Genomic DNA, 20,543 nt, shown 5'->3' with positions numbered 1-20,543 from the left:
AAAGGCGATGATGTCGACTCGAGGCGAGCTTTTCGATCCCCTGTTCGGTGCGGACCGTGTGGGTGCCGAGTTGTCCGACGAGGCCTGGGTACGCGCCATGCTCGACGTCGAGGTCGCCCTCGGACGGGCCCAGGCGACGATCGGGTTGCTCAGCGCGGAGCAGTGTGCCGCAATCGAGACGTCGGTGGCCGAACTCGGCGCTCCCGGTGGTGTCGACATCGCCGAACTGGGGCGCGCCGCCGTCAACGGGGGCAACCCGGTCATTCCTCTCGTGAAGATCCTGCGCGAGCGGGCGACGCCCCTCGGCGTGGAGCCCGAACTGGTTCATCAGGGCGCGACCAGCCAGGACATCCTCGACAACGCTCTGCTGCTCATCCTCCGTCGCGGCGGTTCGATCGTCGTCGACGATCTGCATTCCGCGGCTGACGCCGCCGCCGACCTGGCACGCATCCACCGGGAGACGCCCATGGTGGCACGCACCCTCGGACAGCAGGCCCTGCCGTCGACCTTCGGTCTACTCGCCACGACATGGTTCACGTCCCTCGATCGTGCCGCCACCCGCCTCGGCGCGGCGCTGTCGGCAGCCCCCGTTCAATTCGGCGGCGCCGCAGGAACTCTGGCAGCATCTCACCCGCACGGGCTCCGCGTTTCCGACGCCCTCGCCGACGATCTCGGGCTGTCCCGTGCGGTGGCGCCGTGGCACACCGACCGCACGCCGATCCTCGAGATCGCCACCGCGCTCGGGGTCGCCGCCGCCGCGGTGTCCAAGCCGGCCACCGATATCGTCGCCATGTCATCCACCGAGGTGGCCGAGGTCGCCGAACAGAACCCCGGCGGCTCGTCGGCGATGCCCCACAAGCGGAATCCGACGGCGGCCGTCACTGCCCGGGCTTCGGCACGTCGCGCACCCGGTCTGGTCGCCACCGTTCTCGCGAACTCCGACCACGAATTCAACCGGGCCGGCGGACCATGGCACGCCGAGTGGGAAACCCTCACCGGTCTTCTCCGCTGCACGGGCGGAGCGGCGTCCCGACTCGCGACCAGCCTCCAAGGGCTCGAGGTGGACTCGGACGCGATGGCCCGGAATCTCCAACTCACCGGGGGACACATACTGGCCGAACGGGTCACCGCGGCGCTCGCCCATCTCACTTCGGAGGCAAGGGGTATCGTCACGCGCGCAGCACGATCAGGAAGCCGGCTCAGCGAATCGCCCGAGATCACCCGCCACCTCGACACCGCACGAATCGTCGAACTCACTGACCCCACCAACTATCTGGGGCACGCCACCGACCTGGTGGACCGGGCCCTGGCTGCACGCCGAGGAGAGATGTCATGACAGTCGAACTCGACCACGAACAGTTCGGGGACCCGGATGCTCCCGTCCTCGTTCTCCTGGGCGCGCTTGGCACCGACCTCTCGGTCTGGGAACCGCAGATCAGCGCGCTGTCAGCAGATTTCCGCGTAGTCGCGGTCAACCTCCGGGGTCACGGATGGTCGTCGGCGCCCGCCGGACCGTACTCCGTCGCCGATCTCGCCGGTGACGTCCTGACCCTGCTGGGCACCCATCAGATCGAGAGTGCTCATTTCGCCGGCGTCGGCCTGGGAAGTGTCGTGGGTCAGCACGTCGCCGCCCATCATCCGGCCCGCACCCTCACTCTCACCCTGATCGCCGTCGACGCAATGGGAACATCTGCGACATGGAGCGAGCGTTCCCGACTTGCCCGCGAACACGGGATTGCCGCGATCGTTCCCGAAGCGATCACCGGTTGGATCACCGAAGGCCTGGCCAAGAGCTCCCCCGAACTCGTCGACCGCCTCCGTGAGACATTGTGCCGAATGTCGCCGGCGGCGTACGCGTCCTGCTGCGACGCGCTTACCGCCTGGGACGGCGGAGCGCATGATCGCGCCCGCATCGTGGCCCCCACGCTGGTGTTGGGCGCCTCCGCACACGACACCGGGTCGGAGAGCGTCGCCCGCCAGTGGGCGCGAGAGATCGCCGGCAGCAGGTTCCACGCGGTCGGGACGTGCGGCGAACTCGCCAACCTCGAGCAGGCGGGTCAGGTCACCGAGTGCCTGCGCCGGCACCTCAGCGCGGAGTCCACAGACGCCTACACGAACGGAATGACCGTCCGGCGTGCTGTACTAGGTGAAGCGCACGTGGACCGGTCGATCGCGGCGAGCACCGAATTCACCGCGCCCTTCCAGGATTTCATCACCCGAACGGCGTGGGGCGACATCTGGTCCCGTCCGGGGCTCGACCATCACACCAGACGGCTCCTCACGTTGGCGGTCCTCACCGCGGTCGGCAACGAGCACGAACTCGACATGCACATCCGGGCCGCCCTGCGCGCCGGCGTCGACCCGGATCTGCTCGTCGAGGTCTTTCTCCACACCGCGGTGTACGCGGGCGTGCCGAACAGCAACCGGGCATTCGCCCTCGGCAAGAGGGCGCTCGCCGATCACGCTACCGAGTGACCTTCGGTGTCAAAGACCTGCTGGGCCACCTTCATAGCCGACAACGCCGCGGGCGCGCCGCAGTACCCCGCGGTGTGCACGATCGCCTCGACGACCTCGTCCCGGGTCAGACCGTTGTTCAATGCGGCCCGAACATGTCCCGCGAGTTCCTCGTGCGCTCGCAGGGCAGTGAGCATTCCGATGTTCAGCAGGCTCCGATCGCGACGTTCGAGACCAGATCGGTTCCATACGGCGTCCCAGACGTGTTCAGTTACGAACTGTTGCAGGACAGCCGATTCCGTGCCTTCGGCGCGGGCGAGCGCCCGATCGACGAACTCGTCACCCATCACCTGCCGGCGGACGTCGAGCCCGTCCCGAAAGGACCGAGAGGTGTTGTCGAAGCTGTTGTCAGACATACACTCATCGTCGCAGATCTCACGACCGCAATCGACTGGTGAGCAGATGCGCCCGTTCGAGCAGAAGTACACCCATCTCCCGGACCCGCTCCGGCCGGAACCTCGTCTCGACGCCGGTGAGACTCAGCGCCCAGGCCGGCCGTCCCGCACGATCGAAGACCGCCGCACCCAAACCCCAACTTCCCTCGACGAGCAACCCGGGGTTGAGCGCGTAGCCGGTCTCGCGGGTCGACTCGATCCGCGAACGAATGTCGACATCGGAATGTGCTCTGCCCCAGTTGCCGAGAAGGTCGACTCGGGACAGGTACTCGTCGATTTCGCGCGCCGGGAGATGACTGAGAATCGCCAGACCGGCCGACGCCACGCCCAGCGGGAACCGCACTCCCTCGTGAAGCACGTGAGACCGCAGCGGGAAGCTCCCCTCCTCACTCAGCACGCAGACCGTCTCGTCACCCCGGCGGGCGGACAGGAACGCGCTCTCCCCCGTTTCTCTCGCGAGACGAGCGACCACGTCGTGTGCCTGCTCGCCGATGTCATATCGGGCAGCCGCTCCCGCGCCCAGCAGATAGAGTTCCGGCCCCAGTGTCCATCTGCCCGTGCCGCGGTCACGATCGACGAGTCCTTCGGCGGCCAGGGACATCAGCAGTCGGTGCGCAGTCGGGCGTGCCAAACCGGTCGCCAGACCGAGGTCGGTCGTCGAGGCCCCCGCCGGTTCTGCCGCACCGAGCGCACGGAGGAGAGCCCCGATGCGACCGACGACGTGGGGGCGGACGCCTCCAGATGCGTTCATTCTATGAACGTACTCGATCATCATTCTCACCATGCGAGCAGTTCGACGGTTGTTCAGGCCAGCTGTTGAGTAGCGGCACAACGTCATTGTTTAGTCGACACAAAACAGTTTGTGCCTGCTGAATGAACGAGCCAAGGAGAGTCAGTGTCGTCGAAGGTGTACGAGTCGGTCGCCGAAGCAGTTGCCGACATCCAGGATGGAGCCAGTATCGCGGTGGGCGGTTTCGGCCTGTGTGGCATTCCGGATGAGCTCATCTCCGCGCTGGCGGAGTCGACCGTCACCGGTCTCGAGGTCTTCTCCAACAACTGCGGCGTTGACGACCACGGTTTGGGAGTGCTTCTGCGCCAGGGACGTATCCGCCGGGTCACCGCGTCCTATGTGGGCGAGAACAAGGAGTTCGCACGCCAGTACCTTTCTGGCGAACTCGAAGTGGAACTCATCCCCCAGGGAACGCTCGCCGAGCGACTGCGGGCGGGCGGAGCGGGTATCCCCGGCTTCTACACACCTGCCGGTGTCGGCACCCCCGTCGCCGACGGCGGACTGCCCTGGCGCTACGCAACCAACGGATCGGTCGCCCTGGCCTCACCACCCAAAGAGACCCGGGACTTCGACGGCAAACCGTACGTCTTCGAGGCAGGGATCACCGCCGACTTCGCGCTCGTGCACGCGGCGGTCGGCGACACGGACGGCAACCTCCTGTTCCACAAGTCCGCGATGAACTTCAACCCGCTGGCTGCGATGGCCGGCAAGGTCACCATCGCCCAGGTCGAGCGTCTCGTCGAACCCGGTGAGATCGACGCGGACGCAGTGCACTTACCCGGTGTCTACGTGCAGCGGATCGTCCACACCGGACCGCAGGACAAGCGGATCGAGAAGCTCACCGTCAGCGTCCCGTCCGATCAAGGCCGCTGCGTCTCCACCGCATCGGCTCCGGTCGGATGGACCCGCGACCAGATGGCCGCCCGCGCCGCTGCCGAGATGACTGACGGCGAGTACGTCAACCTCGGCATCGGCCTTCCAACGCTCATCCCGTCCTACCTCCCGTCCGACGTCCGGGTGACCCTCCACTCGGAAAACGGAATCCTGGGCACCGGCGGTTATCCGGCGGCGGACGCGGTCGACCCCGACCTGATCAACGCGGGTAAGGAGACCGTCACCGTGCGGGACGGGGGCGCGTTCTTCGACTCGGCCCGCTCTTTCGGCATGATCCGTGGCGGCCACATCGGCACCGCAGTTCTCGGCGGCATGCAGGTGTCGTCCACCGGCGACCTCGCGAACTGGATGATCCCGGGCAAGATGGTCAAAGGCATGGGCGGCGCCATGGATCTCGTCCACGGCGCGGCGCGCGTGATCGTCCTGATGGAGCACACGGATCGCGCCGGGAACCCGAAAATCCTCGACACGTGCACCTTGCCCCTCACCGGCCAGGGGGTCGTGAACCGGATCATCACCGATCTCGGCGTCATCGACGTGGAGGACTACGGCCTGGTGCTCCGCGAGCTGGCACCCGGTGTGGCCGTCGAGCACATCACCGCCGCGACCGGCGCAACCCTGCACATCGACATCGACTCACAACCCATTACGTAGACCCACCAGAAATGGCCAAACCCAGCACCTCGAGGGGTGCTGGGTTTGGCGAAAAGGGGTGGGTTTGCGCGGTTAGATCGGCATCAGGAAGTGCTTGCGCGGGGTCTTGAGGACCTGCTTGTCGCGCAACTGCGCCAACGCCTTCCGAAGCTGCAGGCGGGTCTCGGCGGGCTCGATCACCGCGTCGACGTAGCCACGTTCGGCCGCGAGGTACGGCGTGGCCATCATCGTGTTGTAGAAGTCGATGAAGTCACGACGGACCTTGTCGGCCTCGGCGGCCGAAAGTCCCTCGGTCTGACGGCGGGTGAGCACCGCGGCAGCCGATTCGGCGCCCATCACGGCGATCTTGGCGGTCGGCCAGGCGAAGTTGATGTCGGCACCGAGGTGCTTCGACCCCATCACCGCGTAGGCACCGCCGTAGGCCTTGCGCAGCACCACGGTGACCTTCGGGACGTCGGCCTCCACGTAGGCGTAGAGGAAGCGGCCCGACCGGCGGATGGTGCCCTTCTGCTCCTCGGCGAGGCCGGGGAGGATGCCGGGCGTGTCCACGAGGAACACGAGCGGGATGTTGTAGGCGTTGCAGATGCGGACGAACCGCGTCGCCTTCTCCGACGAATCGGTGTCCAGCACACCGGACATGACGCTCGGCTGGTTGGCGACGACGCCCACCGACCGGCCGTCGACGCGCGCGTAACCGGTGATGATGTTGGGCGCGAACAGTTCTCCCACCTCGTGGAAGGCACCGTCGTCGAACAGCCGGATGATGATGTCCTTCATGTCGTACCCGGCGTTGTCGTTGTCCGGCATGAAGTCGTTGAGCGACAGATCCGACTCGGTGATCTCGGGTTCGAGACCCGGGTTGATCACCGGCGGCTGCTCGTAGGCGCTCGACGGCATGTACTGCAGGTACTCACGCACCCAGTCGAAGGCGGCCTTCTCGTCGGGCGCGATGTGGTGGATGTTGCCCCAGCGCGCCTGGTTGTGGGCGCTGCCCAGGTCTTCGGCGGAGATCTCCTCGCCGTTGACCTGCTTGAGCACGTCCGGGCCGGTGACGAACATGTACGACTTGTCTTCGACGGCGACGAGGATGTCGGTGTTGGCCGGGGTGTAGACGGCGCCGCCGGCGCACTTGCCGAGGATGACCGAGATCTGCGGTGCGAGACCGGAGAGCAGGTCGTTGCGGCGACCCATCTCGGCGTACCAGGCGAGCGAGGTGACGGCGTCCTGGATGCGGGCGCCGGCCGAGTCGTTGATGCCGACCATCGGGCAGCCGATCTTGCCTGCCCACTCCATCAGCGATGCGACCTTGCGGCCGAACATCTCACCGACGGTGCCGCCGAAGACGGTCTGGTCGTGCGAGAACGCGGCGACCGGGCGTCCGTGGACGAGGCCGTGGCCGGTGACCACACCGTCGCCGTAACCGCTCTCCGCGGCGCCCGGCATCTTGGCGAGCGCGCCGATCTCGACGAACGTCCCGGGGTCGAACAGCATGGCCAGACGTTCGCGAGGGGAACAGATCCCCTTCGCGGCACGCTTGGCGACTGCCTTCTCCCCTCCGGGTTCGCGAGCGGCCTCCAGCTTTTGCCGGAGGTCGGCGAGCTTGCCTGCGGTGGTGTCAGTCACGGTCCTTCACTTTCTACGCGACCACGATGTCTCGTTGAAGCTACTTCTTATCAAGCTCGCCGAGACGCGTGGCCAGATCGGCGCCGATCTTGGCGATGTACGGCTCGTCGACGATCGACAGGTGATCGCCACCGATGTGGATGATCTCGAGGTCGTCGACGACCTCGCCCCACCGGCCGTCCTCGTCGATCTCGGCCCACTGCGGTTCGAGTTCGATGGCACCGGCATGCATCTTGTCGGCGCGGTACAGCACGACCTTGCCGTCGTACGGCTCCGGCGCGATGTTGCTGAGCACCCGGTTCTCGATGAACGAGGTCCGCTGGTGTTCGATGATGCCGCCGGGGATCTTGGTGCCCGACATCGACATCATCTCCATGATGATCGCGAACTGCCCCTCGTCGTCGGCCTCGACGAGCCGCTCCATCGGGATCGGCACATCCGGGTCGAGGTCGTAGTTGCGGATCGCGAACTCTTTCCACCGTTCCAGGCGGGCCCGCTTGGTGTCCGGGGTCTCGGTCATGTCCTCACGGGGACGCACGACGTCGATCAGGCCGACGAAGGCGACCTCTTCACCGGCTTCGCGGAGAACCTGGGCGACACCGTAGGCGAGAGCACCACCGAACGACCAACCGACCAGCACGTACGGCCCGTTCGGCTGCAGTTCACGCAGACGCGGGATGTACTCGCGGACACGGTCTTCGATCGTTCCCTCGCTGCCGCGGTCGAAACCGATGACCGGTCGGTCGTCGGGCAGCCGCTTGAGCAGCGCCTCGTAGGACGAGGTGTTGCCGCCGGCCGGATGGAACAGCAGGATCGGTGTCGGGTCTCCCGCAGCGGGGTCGTAGACCTTCTTGCCCTCGGGAACCAGACGCAGGTAGCGCAGGAACCCGTCGGTCGCCGCCCCGGCATCGAGGTGCTCGCGAACGTAATTCGACATCTCCTCGATGGTCTCCGAGTCGAGGATGTCCTCGACGTCGATGTCGCCGCCGGTGCGCTCGTTGAGGCGATCGGTGAGCTGCTGGGCCAACTCCTCCGACAGGACCGGCAGCTTGTTGAAGATGCCGCCCGCGGATTTCTTGGTCACGACCGCGTAGGTGCCGAAGGTCAGGCGCTCGGCCGCGTCACGCGGCGGGACATCCGAACCCGCGGCCTCGGCGACCGCCTTCTGCGAGGTGATGTCGGTGACCGGCTTGGTCTCCGGCGCGGGCGCGGGAGCCGTGACCGGTTCCGGGTCGGTGCCCGGCGAGGTCGCGACGGCCTCCTCGACGTCCACGACGTCCTGGGCCACCTCCTGCTTCGGCTCCGGCGACTCCTCGACGGCCGGGACACCCGACGATGCGTCCTTGGCGTTCTGCTCGTCGATGTAGGCGTTGAGCGCTGCGGTGTCGAGTTCGCCTCCGCCGCCGGCGTTCTCGGCGAGATCGTCGAGCTGATCGCGGTGGGTCACCGCGAACTCGACGAACTTCTGGACGTCGGCCAGATTCGCCTGGCGCATCGCCTGCAGCTGCAGCTGCGGGATGTCGAACTCGTACTCGACGCGGTTCTTGATGCGTACGGCCATCAGCGAATCCAGACCCAACTCGATGAGCGGGATCTCACGCGGCAGGTCCTCGGGGTCGTAACCCATCGACTCGCCGACGATGATCGCGAGGCGATCGCCCACGGTCTCACCGGATTCCGGATTCCACTTGTTGCCGATGTCGTCGACGACCTCGTCCTCGACGACGACCTTGTCGTCGGCGAACGCCGCGGCACCGGACTCCGGCGCCGCCGCCGGCGCGGACACCGTGCCGGCGGTCTCGTCGAGGTCGCCGGTCACGACGGCCTCGAAGAGCAGGCGGAAGTTCTTGTCGGACTTCACATGCAAGCTCACCGATGCGCCGCCCGGGTGCGGGCTCAGCGTGGTGGTGACGGTGCCCGCCTTCGGGATCTCACCGTGCGACACCGCGGCACCGACCGAGGCGTTCTTCAGCACCTGAGCGGCGGCGGCGTGCACCAGCGCGCGCGGATCGGTGACGGCGGCGGCGTTGACCTCCCAGGCGTGCCTGCCGTCGGGCAGCGCGACATGCGATCCGGGGACCGAACCGGCCGAACCACCCGAGGAGAGCTGTGCCTTGAGCCAGAACTCCTTGCGCTCGAAGCGGGTCCGCGGGATGGCGGCGTAACCACCGGTGCCGAACAGCGACGCGACGTCGACCGGGTGGCCGTGCACGTACAGCTTCATCAGGGCGTTGACCAGACCGAAGCTCTCGTCTTCCTTGCGGCGCAGCGTCTCGATGAGCTCGGCGTCGTGCAGACCGGCCGAGAAGGTCACGGCGGCAACGGAGATCAGGACCGCCGGGTTGGGCGAGAGCTCCAGGAAGGTGCGGTGGCCGTTCTCCACCGACTTCGAGATGGCCTGGCTGAACCACACGCTGTGGCGCAGACCCTTGAGGAAGTAGTCGATGGTGTGGACCGGCTCGTGCCCCGCGCGATAGAACACCTCGCGGTCGACCGAGCTGTAGAACCCGGTGGTGAGACGCCGCGGCTCGATGCCGGTGAGCTCGTAGGCGAGTTCACCGAGGATCGGGTCCATCTGCGAGGTGTGGCTCGCGCCCTTGGTCTGCAGCTTGCGGCCGAGCTTGCCCTCGGCCTCGGCTCGCGCGACGATCGCGTCGACCTGCGCCTCCGGCCCACCGATGACGGTGTGCGTCGGGGCCGCGTAGACGCAGATCTCGAGGTCGGGGTAGTCGACGAGGACGTCGTTGATGTCCTCGGCGCTGTACTCGACCAACGCCATCAGGCGGATGTCGTCGCCCTGCAGCATCGACTCGCCCTCGCCCATCAGGCGCGAACGCTGGCAGATGACGCGTGTCGCGTCCTCCAGCGACAGGCCGCCGCTGATGTAGGACGCCGAGGCCTCACCCATCGAATGCGGCACCAGCACACCGGGTTCCGCGCCGTGGTGGCGCAGGGTGTCGGCGAGTGCGACCTGGATGGTGTAGATGCCGACCTGGCTGGTCTCGATGCCGTAGGTCTGCTCGTCGTCGAGGAACATCTCGGCGATCGAGTAACCCAGCTCGTTCTGGATGAGCGCGTCGACGCGGTCGACGTACTTCGCGAAGATCGGGTTCTCGGTGTAGAGCTGCTTGGCCATCTTGCGATGCTGCGAACCGAAGCCCGACAGCAGCCACACGGCCGACGCCGCATCCGGCGAATCCGACGAGTACACAAGGGGGTTGCCCTTGCCGTCGGCGACCGCGCGGACGCCGGTGATGGCGTCCTCATGGGTGCGGGCCATCACCACGGCACGCGAACGGCCGTGGTTGCGGTGTGCGAGCGCGCGTCCGATGTCGGCGAGCGGGGTGGCCCGGCCCTCGTCGGATTCGAGCCACTCGAGCAGGTCCGCGGCGGTCTTGCGTCGACGCGACGGCAGGAAGCCGGAGATCACCAGCGGGACGACCGAACCCTCGACGGCACACGGCGCGAAACCCTCGGCCGGGTCGGCCGCGGTCTCGGCGACCACCGGCTCGACATTCTTGGCCTGCGCGGCCAGGACGGCCCGCTCGGCCTCGGTCAGGAACTCGTCCTCGTCGTCGAGATCCGGTTCGCCGGGCAGCGATCCGGTGGCGGGGAGCTCCGACGCCCCGGCGTCGACCGCGACCGTCTCCGGCTTCAGGTCGCTCGGCAGGACCTCGCGGACCACCACGTGAGCGTTGGTGCCGCCGAAGCCGAAGCCGGAGATGCCGGCGACGGCGTGGCCCGAGTAGCGGGGCCACTCGGTGGCCTCCGGGATGACCTTCAGGTTGGTCGCGTCGAACTGGATGTACGGGTTGGGGCCGCTGTAGTTGCGCGACGCCGGGATGACGCCGTTCTTCAGCGCGAGGACGACCTTGGCGATCGCACCCGCACCCGCAGCGGATTCCATGTGTCCGTAGTTGGTCTTCACCGAACCGAGCAGCATCGGCTTGTCGGGGGTGCGGCCGCGCCCGACGACGCGCCCGAGGGCGTCGGCCTCGATCGGGTCGCCGAGGATGGTGCCGGTGCCATGTGCCTCGACGTAGTCGACGGTGCGCGGGTCGATCGCCGCGTCGGTGTACGCCGAACGCAGCACCTCGACCTGGGCCTCGGGGTTCGGGGCGGGCAGACCGTTGGAACGACCGTCGGAGTTGACCGCCGACCCGGCGATGACCGCGAGCACGTCGTCGCCGTCGCGGCGGGCGTCGGCCATGCGCTTGAGCACGACGAGACCGCCGCCCTCGGCGCGGATCATGCCGTCGGCGTCGGCGGAGAAGGCCTTGATGTGGCCGTCCTTGGCCTGCGCGCCGATCCGGTCGAAGCCGAGGGTCGCGGCGGGGGTGATCAGCATGTTGACGCCACCGGCGAGGGCGACGTCGGATTCGCCGGTGCGCAGGCTGCGGACCGCCTGGTGGATCGCGACCAGCGACGACGAGCATGCGGTGTCGATGGCGATCGACGGTCCGCGGAAGTCGTAGAAGTAGGAGACGCGGTTGGCGACGATGGCCGTCGAGGTACCGGTCAGCGCGTAGGCCGCGGTGTCCTCGGCGCCCTCACCGAGCCCGAGGGTCGCGAGCAGCTGGTAGTCGTTGGTCGACGTACCGATGAACACACCGACCGGCGCACCCTTGAGGTCGCTCGGCGGGATGTGGGCGTGCTCGAGCGCCTCCCAGGTGAGTTCCAGCGCGAGCCGCTGCTGCGGGTCGACCATCTCGACCTCGCGCGGGCTCATCTGGAAGAAGTCGGCGTCGAACGAGCGCACGTCGTCGAGGTAGCCGCCCTTGATGTTCGACGACTCGAGGATCTCGGCGAAACGCGGGTCGGAGGTGAACTCGGTCCACCGGCCCTCGGGCAGGTCGGAGATGCCGTCGACGCCGCCGACGAGCGCCTCCCAGGTCGACTCCGGGGTGGTGCCGGACTTGGGGAAACGCGTCGACAGGCCGACGATCGCGATGTCGTCGTCGGCGCTGCGCTCACGCTGCCAGAAGGTGTCGACGGTGTCGGCGAGGCCTTCGTCGGGGTCGCCGTCGATGATGCGCTGCGCCAGCGACGAGATCGTCGGGTGGTTGTAGACCACGGTCGCGGTCAGGATGACCCCGGTCTTGTCCTCGACGTCGGCGGCGAGCGCCACGGCATCGCGCGAGGAGAGTCCGAGTTCTTCCATCGGGCGGTCGACGTCGATCTGGGCGACCGGCACGGCCGTCGCCTGCGACACCCATTCCCGCAGCCAGTCCCGCAGTTCGTCGACGGTGAGGTCACCGGCGGTCTCGCCGGGGGTGGCCTCACCGTTCGACGTGGCGTCGGTCGCGTCGGCGGTTGCTCCGTCTACCGAACCGGGGGTCTCGAGGGACGAGGCGTCGGGCAGATCGGTGCCGCGGGCCTCGTCGGTATTCAGTTCAGACATCGCTTCCAGACTACTGCTCTCGTCGACACCCGAAACCGGGTGCCGGGTGACTGTTGCTGACGATCACCGACACCGCGGCCGTGAACGGGTGCGGACGCGCTATTCCGCCGCGTCCGGGAACGCCGTCTGCTTGTAGCCGCCGCGCAGGCTGCCGTCGATGTAGGCGGCACGGGTGGCCCGGCGGGCGATCTTGCCCGACGAGGTACGCGGGATCGAACCGGCGGGAACCAGCAGGACGTCGCGAGCCATGACGCCGTGGCGCTGCGCGATGGCGGCACGCACGGTGTCGGCGACCTCCTGCGGGTCGGCCTTGCGACCCGGGCCGCGCTCGGCCACGATGACCAGCTGCTCGGAGGCGTCGTCGGGATCGGGGGTCAGACCGCTGCCGGCGAACTCGAAGACCACGGCGGGCAGCTGGTTCGCCGGCACCGAGAAGGCGGCGACGAAGCCCGGACGCAACGCGGTGCTGGCCTCCTGGGCGCTGTACTCGAGGTCCTGCGGGTAGTGGTTGCGTCCGTCGACGATCACCAGGTCCTTGACGCGACCGGTGATGTAGAGCTCGCCGTCGAGCCAGACGCCGTAGTCGCCGGTACGCATCCACAGGCCGTCGGCCGGGGCACCCTCGGAGTGGCTGCCCTCCGGGAGCGGGGCGACGAGCTTGTTGTGGAAGGTCTCCTCGGTCTCGGCCGGCTTGTTCCAGTAGCCGGCGCCGATGTTGAGACCGTGCAGCCAGATCTCGCCGACGTGACCGTCGGGCCGCTCGGAGGCCGTCTCCGGGTCGACGATGACCGCCCACTGGCTCACCGCGACCTGGCCGCAGGACACCTGGGCCACCGAGTTCGGCGTGCCCTCCTCGACGACGGTCAGCTTGCCGGCGTTGAGATCATCGCGGTCGACGTAGATGACCTTGGCCTCGTTCTCACGCTGGGTCGCGGAGACGAACAGGGTGGCCTCGGCCATACCGTAGCAGGGCTTGATGGCCGTCTTCGGCAGGCCGTAGGGCGCGAAGGCCTCGTTGAACTTCTTCATCGAGCTGACCGTGACCGGCTCCGAGCCGTTGATCAGGCCGATGACGTTCGACAGGTCGAGTTCCTCGCCCTCCTTGGGCAGGCCGCGCGCGGCGGCGTGCTCGAAGGCGAAGTTCGGGGCCGCGGCGTAGGTCTCCGCGCCGTCGGCGGCCGCGGCGAGTTCCTTGATCCAGCGGCCGGGCCGGCGGACGAACGCCTGCGGGCTCATGATCGTGATGTAACGACCGCCGAGCGCCGGCAGGATCACGGTCAGCAGGCCCATGTCATGGAACATCGGCAGCCAGGTGACGCCGCGCGCATTGCGGTCGATCTGGATGGTGTCGGAGATCTGCAGGACGTTCGCGGCGACCGCCTGGTAGGTGATCTCCACGCCCGCGGGGACGCGGGTCGAACCGGACGTGTACTGCAGGTACGCGACGGTGTCCTTGTTGTGGTCCTTGCCCGCGACCGGGGCGACCCAGCTCGAACCCACCGAATCGGGCACCGCGTCGACGGCGATGACGCGCGGGCGCTCCTTGGCCGGCAGCGGCGCGAAGAAGTCGCGGACCGCCTCGGCGGACTTGGTGGAGGTGAGGATCGCGGTCGGCTTGCAGTCGTCGAGGACGGCGTGCAGACGATCGGTGTGGCCGGGCTCGTCGGGCGAGAACAGCGGCACCGCGACGTTGCTGGCGTACAGCGCGGAGAAGAAGCCGATCACGTACTCGAGAGACTGCGGCGCGAGGATCGCGACACGATCACCGGGCTTGGTCACCTGCTGCAGGCGTGCGGCGACAGCGCGCAGGCGCTTGCCGAACTGCGCCCAGGTCAGGTCCTGGGCTTCGCCGTCGCGCTCGCGGCTGTAGTCGATGAAACGGTACGCCAGCGTGTCGGCCTGCTCACGTACGTTCTGCTCGACATAGTCGACAAGCGTCGCTTCCTCGGTGAAAGAGATGTTTCCGGTCTCATCGAGAAAGTCTTCGAGTTCAGTCTTCAGCATTCATTACTCCTGTGGCCCCCTCGTGGACTCCCCCACGCGAGTGCAGTTCCCCGGTGACGTCCTTCGGCGACAACACCCGGCGCTTCTGCCATCCACGTCCTGTGCCGACCGCGGGATACGGTAGCGCACGTCCAGTTACACAACGAAAAGCTTGTGATCGTCATGGTCAGCTTTGAAAGAGCGTACGTCGGTCATCCGGCGCACACCTTCGGTTCAACGACCCACCACCTCGCGGTTCACTCGCGAGACAGACGGCCATCCTACTCCCCCTTCAACTGGGCCAGCACGGGCGCAAAGGCGTCCATCTGGGTGGGGAAGACCCCGACGTAGGACATGGTCGTCCGGCGGCGGACCTCGCGGATCTGATCCGCGATCTCCTCGAAGCTGCCGATCGCGATGTACGGCGAGGACAGCACGTCGTCGACGGTGAACTCGGTGTCGTGCGCGATGTTCGGCGGGTAGCCCTGTTCGAGGGCCTTCAGCGCCATCTCGGCGGTTGCCACGCGATCGTCGGTGATGACGATGACGGCGATGGTCCAGTTCAGTTCGATCTCGTCGAAACGATCACCCGCGGCCTGGCGGATGCGGTCGACGCGTTCGGCTGTCTTCTCGATGGTCATGTCCGACAGCTTCATCTTGCCGTCGGGCGTGGTGCCCGGGGCGACGGAGATGATGTCGGCGTGCTTGGCGGCGAGAGCCAGCATCTTGGGCCCGCCACCGCCGACCGCGATCGGCGGGCGCGGTCCCTGACGGGGTCGCGGGCTGCCCTCGAGGCCGTTGATCTTGTAGAACTCGCCGTCGAAGTCCACGGTCTCGCCGCGCATCAGACCGTCGAGGATGGTCAGCGCCTCGTCGAGCCGGCGGATGCGGACGCCAGGGGACTCGAACTCGATCCCCGCCTTGTCGAACTCTTCCTTCATCCAGCCTGCGCCGATGCCGAGCTCGAGTCGCCCCTTGCTCAGCACGTCGATCGTGGTGGCCTCCTTGGCCAGCAGCGCCGGGTGGCGCCAGCCGTTGGCCAGTACCGACGTCGCCAGGCGGATCGTGGTGGTGGCCTGGGTCAGCGCACCGAGCGCGGCCAGCGGACCGACCTGGTTGCCCAGGTGATCGGGCACCGCGAAGGTGTCGTAGCCGTATTCCTCGGCGGTCTGGGCCAGCTTGACGAACTTGCGGGCGCCACCCTCGTCCTTGTTGCCCTCGCCACCCGCACCGAAGCGGAACTTGCGCAGACCGGAGGAGCTGCCACCCGCATCATTCGGGGGTTGCGTCATCGCTGTCCTCTCCTCGTGTCCGGCCGTCGGGGACGCCGTACGGCATCCTGTGTCGATCGCCCGGACGAAGCCCGGGCCAGCCCAACACGTTAATGCAGCGTGACGGCCCCGCAAAACGAATCGGTGGTGTCGGCGACAGGGTTACACCGAGTTCGTCGACCGCGGGACGCCGAGGGCTCACTCGTGCGCGGGACGGGGGGCCTCGTCGATGAGGTCCTTGGCCCACGAGTACATCCACTGGGTCGCGGTGCGACCGTCGGCCTCCCAGTACTTGGTGGTGGCATACATCGCGTGGATCGGGTTGCTCGCGGCGTTGGCCAGCTTCGACACGGCGGCGAGCGGGTTGAGGACCGTCGGCGAATCGCAGATGAGATCGCCTGGCGCACAGATGGACTGCACGCGGTCCTCGAGGTCGCCGAATCCCCCGTTGCGCGGGCCGGTCATGGTGATGCCGGGGACGATGTTGCCCATGCCGCCGAGTGCGATCTCCGCCCCGACGCCGTCGGGGCTCGGGTCCACGTCGTTCTGCTTGCCGGGCTGGCGACGCCCGTCGGCGATGAGCCCGACCCCGAGAACGAGATCCTGGTCACCGTCTTCGAGCACACCCCGGCCGTTGCCGATGTTGCTGGCGAGATCACCCGCGATCACCGCCCCCTGGCTGAAGCCCATCAGCACGTAGCTGGTGAGCGGGCAGCGCTTGTTGGTGTTGATGATCTTGCCGGCGGCCCGCTTGTACCCCTGGGTGCGTGAGACGTTGTAGTCGGCCTGACGGTCGGCGAGGTTCGTCGGATTCCGGAACTGTGCGGTGTAGGGCACCGTGTAGATCTCGGTCCGCGACGAGTCGAAGTCCTTCGACAACGCGCGTGAGACCCGCAACATCAGCGAGTTCGGGTTCGCCGAGGGCGAGTACGGATCGTCGGTCGCACTCGACTCCCAGGTGCCCGGGATCACCACGGTCAGCACGTCGGGACAGTCCGCGGGTTGCGCCTCGGGGCGCTCCTTCGACGGCGTCGACGGGACCTGCGGCCCGATCGGCGGGACCGGCCCGGGCTTCAGCCACACCAGGATGAGCAGCACGATGAGCACGATCGCGATGACCGCGAGCGCTAGGAGGAACAGGGAGAACTTCCCCAACCGCCGGACGGGGCTCTTCCGAGCGCGGCCCGCGGTGCGTCTGGCCATCACGTCAGCAGTAGTGCTGTTCTGCTGCGCGAATCACCTTGTCGGCCTTGGTGTTCGCCTCTTCGACGGTCTTGGTGCCCGGCCCGACCGACGCGGTGACGAAGGCCTTCACCATGCCCGGGTCGGTGCCCTTCTGCTTGGCGCCGCACACGTACTTCGCCATGGTGAGCGAGACGGAGTGGTCGCTGTCGCCCATGAAGGTGACGTTGTCGGCCTTCAGCGCCGCGAGGTAGGCCTTGGCCTTGGCGTCGAGCGGGGCACCGCTGGGCCCGGGGAAGTTGTCCGGGACCTTGGTGCTCGGGTTGGGCTCGGTCTCGGGCAGCTTCGAGGTGGTTCCCGACGGCGCGTCCGAGACCTTGGCGGTCGGCTCGGCCGAGGCCGAACCCGACGCGGGCGTGGACGATCCCGCGGCCGAGTACAGCGACGTGGTGGTGACCGGGTTGTTGGTGATCGGCGCACTGGCCGTCGAATCGTCGGAGCACGCCGAGACCGAACCGAGCGCGAGTGCGAGTCCCGCCAGGGGCAGCACCAGCCGAGCACACTTCGTTGTCATCGCCACTTCCTGTCGAACCTCTATCCCGCCGGACGCGGCGCAGTCGGACACTGCACCGCACGCCCCGTCAGGCTACCGTCCCCGCATACCCCGACGATCCCGCCCACCGGCGCGACCTGCACGAACACCTCGATTCCTCAGCGAAGTCTCAGCGCCCGCACACGTGCGGTCGAGGTTGGGCCTCACTTGAGGACCTTCGTGCCGTCCTTGGCCGTCCAGGTGATCCGGCCGTGCTCGAAGTGGTTGACCCGGCCCTTGCCGTCGCGGGTCGGCTCCTCGTTGCTCACCGGCTTGCCGAGACGCCCACCCGGGCCTCCGGCTGCCACGTAGGCACCGCCGATGGCACCGGTCACGATCTTCGGACCCTTCGGGCCGGTGAAGATGCGGCCGTTCGCGAAGTCCTGGGCCTTGCCGCCGGGGACGCCGTACGCCGGGGTCAGGCAACCCCCCAGGTCGCCCTTGTTGGCGTCCCAGAGCTTGCGGAAGGCGCCGTCCACACGGCAGGCGACCGCGTCCCGTGAGAGCCCGAGGGCCGCGGCGGCCTGCGGCCACGCCTGCATCATCTCGAACTCCCAGTACGGCCAGGTATGCGTTCCGGACGGGCGGTAGACCGCCTGACCCGGGATCCCCTTGCGGTTCAGCTGGACCGCGAACTGCTGGGATGTGACGCGGCTGAGCATCTCCAGGCCCACGCCCGAGTAGTTGGTCGCGAGCAGCGGGATGTCGGAGGGCTTGTCGTGCTCGCCGACCATGCCGTTGCCGGAGGAGACGTAGAGACTCGTGCCCTGCAGCTTGTCGGCCAGGACGTACGGGTCGTGTTCCTTCCAGGCCGGGTCGGTGGGCGGACCGAACATCTTCATCGAGTCGTAGCCGCCGCCGTCACGGACGGCGAACTGGATGGCCTGGGGCATACCGAACGAGCTGAACTGCAGGATGCCGGAGAACGACGCGGCGAACTTGTAGAAGCCGGGGTTGCGCGCGGCCAGCATCATCGCGGCCGAGCCACCCATCGACAGACCTTCGACGCCGCGGACGTCCGTGGAGCGCCAGTCGTTCTCCAGGATGGGCGGCAGTTCCCGCATCAGGAACGTCTCCCACTTGTAGTTCTTGCCGCGGTCGGGTTCCTTCCAGTCGGTGTAGAAGCTCGACTCGCCACCGATCGGCAGGATGACGTTGACGTTCTTGTCCTTGTAGAAGTCGACGATCTTGGTGTTGAGAACCCACCCGCTCTGATCGTCCTGCGCACGCAGACCGTCGAGCATCGTCAGCTGCGGGAACTTCTCCTTGGGCTTGGCATGCCAGTCGCGCGCCAAGAGGATCTGCACCTGGATGTTGGTGTTCATCGACGGCGAGTACACCCACAGGGCGACTCGGCGATCGGTGTACCAGTAGGTGTTTGTCACCTTGCCCGGCGGAACCGCCGCCGGTGCGGCTGCCGGGGCCGCCGACGAGGGGGCCGCCGACGACGGGGGCGCAGCCGGAGAAGCCGGGGGCGCAGCCGGGGACGCCGGCGCAGGAGCCGCCGGCGAGGCCGGGGCTGGTGCCGGCGCGGGCTCTGCGCCCGCGAGGCCCTGACCCACGACAAGTGTCATCACGGCCACGATCGCCACCACGGCGGCCATCACCGCTCGCCAGGCCACTCGGGCACCGACCGGTCGGGTACCACTGATTCGCCGCATCACTCTCCAGAACTCCTTCGACCCAGTACAACGGCGTCCGCACGTTCTGACCGATTCCCCGTCAGTCACAACTGCATCATCAATACCAAACGCCTCAGGAGTTTCTTACACGCAATCCGACCCCGGTGTCCGAACGCCACGCTGTGACTCGTGGGATTTATGTGACAGTTGATACCAACCATCCGGCGGCAGTTCCCGAAACACGACGACGCCCCGTCCGGGAATCCGGACGGGGCGTCGTGCAGGCCGTGTCAGGCCGGTCTCTCGCCGATCAGCGGAAGAAACCGCGGTTCTTGGCGTTCCAGACCATGTCCTGCCAGTAACCCCAGGCGTGGGTGCCGTTGGCGTAGTACGTCATGAGCGGCACGCCCTGGACGAACGCGGCGGCCTCGAAGGCCTTCGACTGGGTGAACGCCAGCAGCTCCAGCGTCGAACCCTTGAAGAGGTCGTCGAAGACGTTGGGCAGTGCGTTGTACTTGCCGAAGAGGCCGTTGCCCGAGCCCACGAAGATCTTCATGCCGCGCATGTTGCCGATGTTCCAGAAGGGATCGTTCTGGAACCAGCGGATGCTCCACGGCGGGCCCCACATCGCGTCGATGTTCCACGGCTTGGGATCGACGTCGAACATCGCCAGACGCAGCGCGGTGCGCATACCCGGGGCGCTCAGGAAGTTGTAGCCCGACAGCGAGCCGGCACGGTCGAAGTGCTGGCGGTTCTGCGCGCCGATGACGAGGGCGGCGTTACCACCCATCGACAGGCCCATGATGGCGTAGCGCTTCGACGCGCCGACGCGGAAGCCACGCTTGTCGAGGGCACCGACCAGCGACTTGGTGATGGCGCAGTTCCAGCGGTAGCGGTACTTCTGGCCGTTGAAGTTGCTGGGTGCGTCCCAGTCGGTGTAGAAGCTGGCCGGTCCACCGATGGGCTCGACGACGTTGACGCCGGACTTCACCATCTCCTGGACGTTGGTGTTGATCTCCCAGCCGTTGTAGTCGTACTGGGCGCGCATGCCGTCGAGCAAGATGACGGTTTTATAGTTGCCGGGCTTCTTCCAGGCGCGGACCTTCACATCGGGCATTCCGCAGCCGTTGACAAAGAACTCCTGCTTGCCGACCTGCGTTCCGCCGATCCGGGCGCTGGCCTGGCCGGCGACCACGCCGGTCAGTCCCACAACTGTCAGCACGGCGACGAGTGCGGCGATCAGCCGGTTCCCCATCCGGCCGCGCGCAGGCTTGGTCGCCTGAGTGGCAGCTTCACGCATGTACAGAATCTCCCTCTTCGGCCGATCGGATCACCGGAGGTCTCACCTCCCGCGGAACCCGACCGGTTCTTGTGCGTCTCACATCTCTCGTCCCCCGGCGCAGAGCGCGGCGCGACGATGGTTTCCGAGCCGATCTCGCATGCGATTCGCCGTCGGCGAGCCTATTCGATGCCCCCGACCGTGACAAACCTTGTGATCGCGATCACAACCCCGTCACCGTGCGTGCCCCGGCACTTTCCAGGACACATCGGTCACGAAAGGTTTATCGACCTCTGACGTCGGGACGTTACCGATCCGAGATGTTCCGGGGCAAGTCCTCAGC

General features: G+C 67.4%; 13 protein-coding genes. 3 read left to right on the top strand and 10 right to left on the bottom strand.

Translation table 11 applies throughout. From position 1 onward, the window contains the following. The first annotated feature begins 10 nt into the window (after positions 1 to 10). Both GONAM_RS12265 and pcaDC read left to right on the top strand, forming a co-directional pair. Entirely contained in the window at positions 11 to 1,336 is a 1,326-nt protein-coding gene (locus GONAM_RS12265; protein ID WP_006867074.1) for a lyase family protein, read from the top strand. Next, complete coding sequence (gene pcaDC, locus GONAM_RS12260) at positions 1,333 to 2,475, top strand: bifunctional 3-oxoadipate enol-lactonase/4-carboxymuconolactone decarboxylase PcaDC (protein WP_006867073.1); 1,143 nt, start codon at positions 1,333 to 1,335, stop codon at positions 2,473 to 2,475. Before GONAM_RS12265 ends, pcaDC begins: the two co-directional genes overlap by 4 nt. Here the strand turns inward: pcaDC and GONAM_RS12255 are convergent. Both GONAM_RS12255 and GONAM_RS12250 read right to left on the bottom strand, forming a co-directional pair. Continuing rightward, a complete protein-coding gene (locus GONAM_RS12255; RefSeq protein ID WP_006867072.1) occupies positions 2,460 to 2,870 on the bottom strand; it encodes a carboxymuconolactone decarboxylase family protein in 411 nt (136 codons plus the stop codon). The two genes, pcaDC and GONAM_RS12255, sit on opposite strands and share 16 nt — an antisense overlap. Positions 2,871 to 2,889: 19 nt before the next feature. Beyond that, the gene (locus GONAM_RS12250; RefSeq protein WP_006867071.1) at positions 2,890 to 3,660 is read right to left on the bottom strand and encodes an IclR family transcriptional regulator; all 771 of its coding nucleotides are present in this window, start codon (positions 3,658 to 3,660) and stop codon (positions 2,890 to 2,892) included. A gap of 144 nt (positions 3,661 to 3,804) precedes the next feature. On the opposite strand from GONAM_RS12250, the gene GONAM_RS12245 reads away from it, so the two are divergent. Then, positions 3,805 to 5,247: a 3-oxoacid CoA-transferase subunit B gene (locus GONAM_RS12245; protein WP_006867070.1), complete on the top strand. Its 1,443-nt coding sequence runs from the start codon at positions 3,805 to 3,807 to the stop codon at positions 5,245 to 5,247. A 72-nt stretch (positions 5,248 to 5,319) separates the two neighbouring features. Here the strand turns inward: GONAM_RS12245 and GONAM_RS12240 are convergent, their stop codons facing one another. The 8 genes from GONAM_RS12240 to GONAM_RS12205 form a co-directional block, all read right to left on the bottom strand. Then, positions 5,320 to 6,870: an acyl-CoA carboxylase subunit beta gene (locus GONAM_RS12240; protein WP_006867069.1), complete on the bottom strand. Its 1,551-nt coding sequence runs from the start codon at positions 6,868 to 6,870 to the stop codon at positions 5,320 to 5,322. 40 nt (positions 6,871 to 6,910) lie between these two features. After that, entirely contained in the window at positions 6,911 to 12,271 is a 5,361-nt protein-coding gene (gene pks13 / locus GONAM_RS12235) for a polyketide synthase Pks13 (RefSeq protein ID WP_006867068.1), read from the bottom strand. A gap of 99 nt (positions 12,272 to 12,370) precedes the next feature. Beyond that, the gene (fadD32, locus tag GONAM_RS12230; RefSeq protein ID WP_006867067.1) at positions 12,371 to 14,275 is read right to left on the bottom strand and encodes a long-chain-fatty-acid--AMP ligase FadD32; all 1,905 of its coding nucleotides are present in this window, start codon (positions 14,273 to 14,275) and stop codon (positions 12,371 to 12,373) included. A gap of 260 nt (positions 14,276 to 14,535) precedes the next feature. Next, positions 14,536 to 15,546, bottom strand: coding sequence for an LLM class F420-dependent oxidoreductase (locus GONAM_RS12225; protein WP_006867066.1), 1,011 nt, complete (start codon positions 15,544 to 15,546; stop codon positions 14,536 to 14,538). Between the two features lie 177 nt (positions 15,547 to 15,723). Then, positions 15,724 to 16,731, bottom strand: a complete 1,008-nt coding sequence (locus tag GONAM_RS12220; protein WP_006867065.1) for a cutinase family protein — start codon at positions 16,729 to 16,731, stop codon at positions 15,724 to 15,726. Position 16,732: 1 nt separating this feature from the next. Further along, positions 16,733 to 17,281, bottom strand: a complete 549-nt coding sequence (locus tag GONAM_RS12215; RefSeq protein WP_006867064.1) for a DUF732 domain-containing protein — start codon at positions 17,279 to 17,281, stop codon at positions 16,733 to 16,735. Between the two features lie 182 nt (positions 17,282 to 17,463). After that, positions 17,464 to 18,960, bottom strand: coding sequence for an alpha/beta hydrolase-fold protein (locus tag GONAM_RS12210; RefSeq protein ID WP_006867063.1), 1,497 nt, complete (start codon positions 18,958 to 18,960; stop codon positions 17,464 to 17,466). A 271-nt stretch (positions 18,961 to 19,231) separates the two neighbouring features. Then, the gene (locus tag GONAM_RS12205; protein ID WP_006867062.1) at positions 19,232 to 20,221 is read right to left on the bottom strand and encodes an alpha/beta hydrolase; all 990 of its coding nucleotides are present in this window, start codon (positions 20,219 to 20,221) and stop codon (positions 19,232 to 19,234) included. Between the last annotated feature and the right edge of the window lie 322 nt (positions 20,222 to 20,543).

The organism is Gordonia namibiensis NBRC 108229 (assembly GCF_000298235.1).
Taxonomy (GTDB): domain Bacteria; phylum Actinomycetota; class Actinomycetes; order Mycobacteriales; family Mycobacteriaceae; genus Gordonia; species Gordonia namibiensis.
The sequence above is the reverse complement of the archived record's forward strand: the minus strand, read 5'-3'. Positions and strand labels throughout refer to the sequence as shown.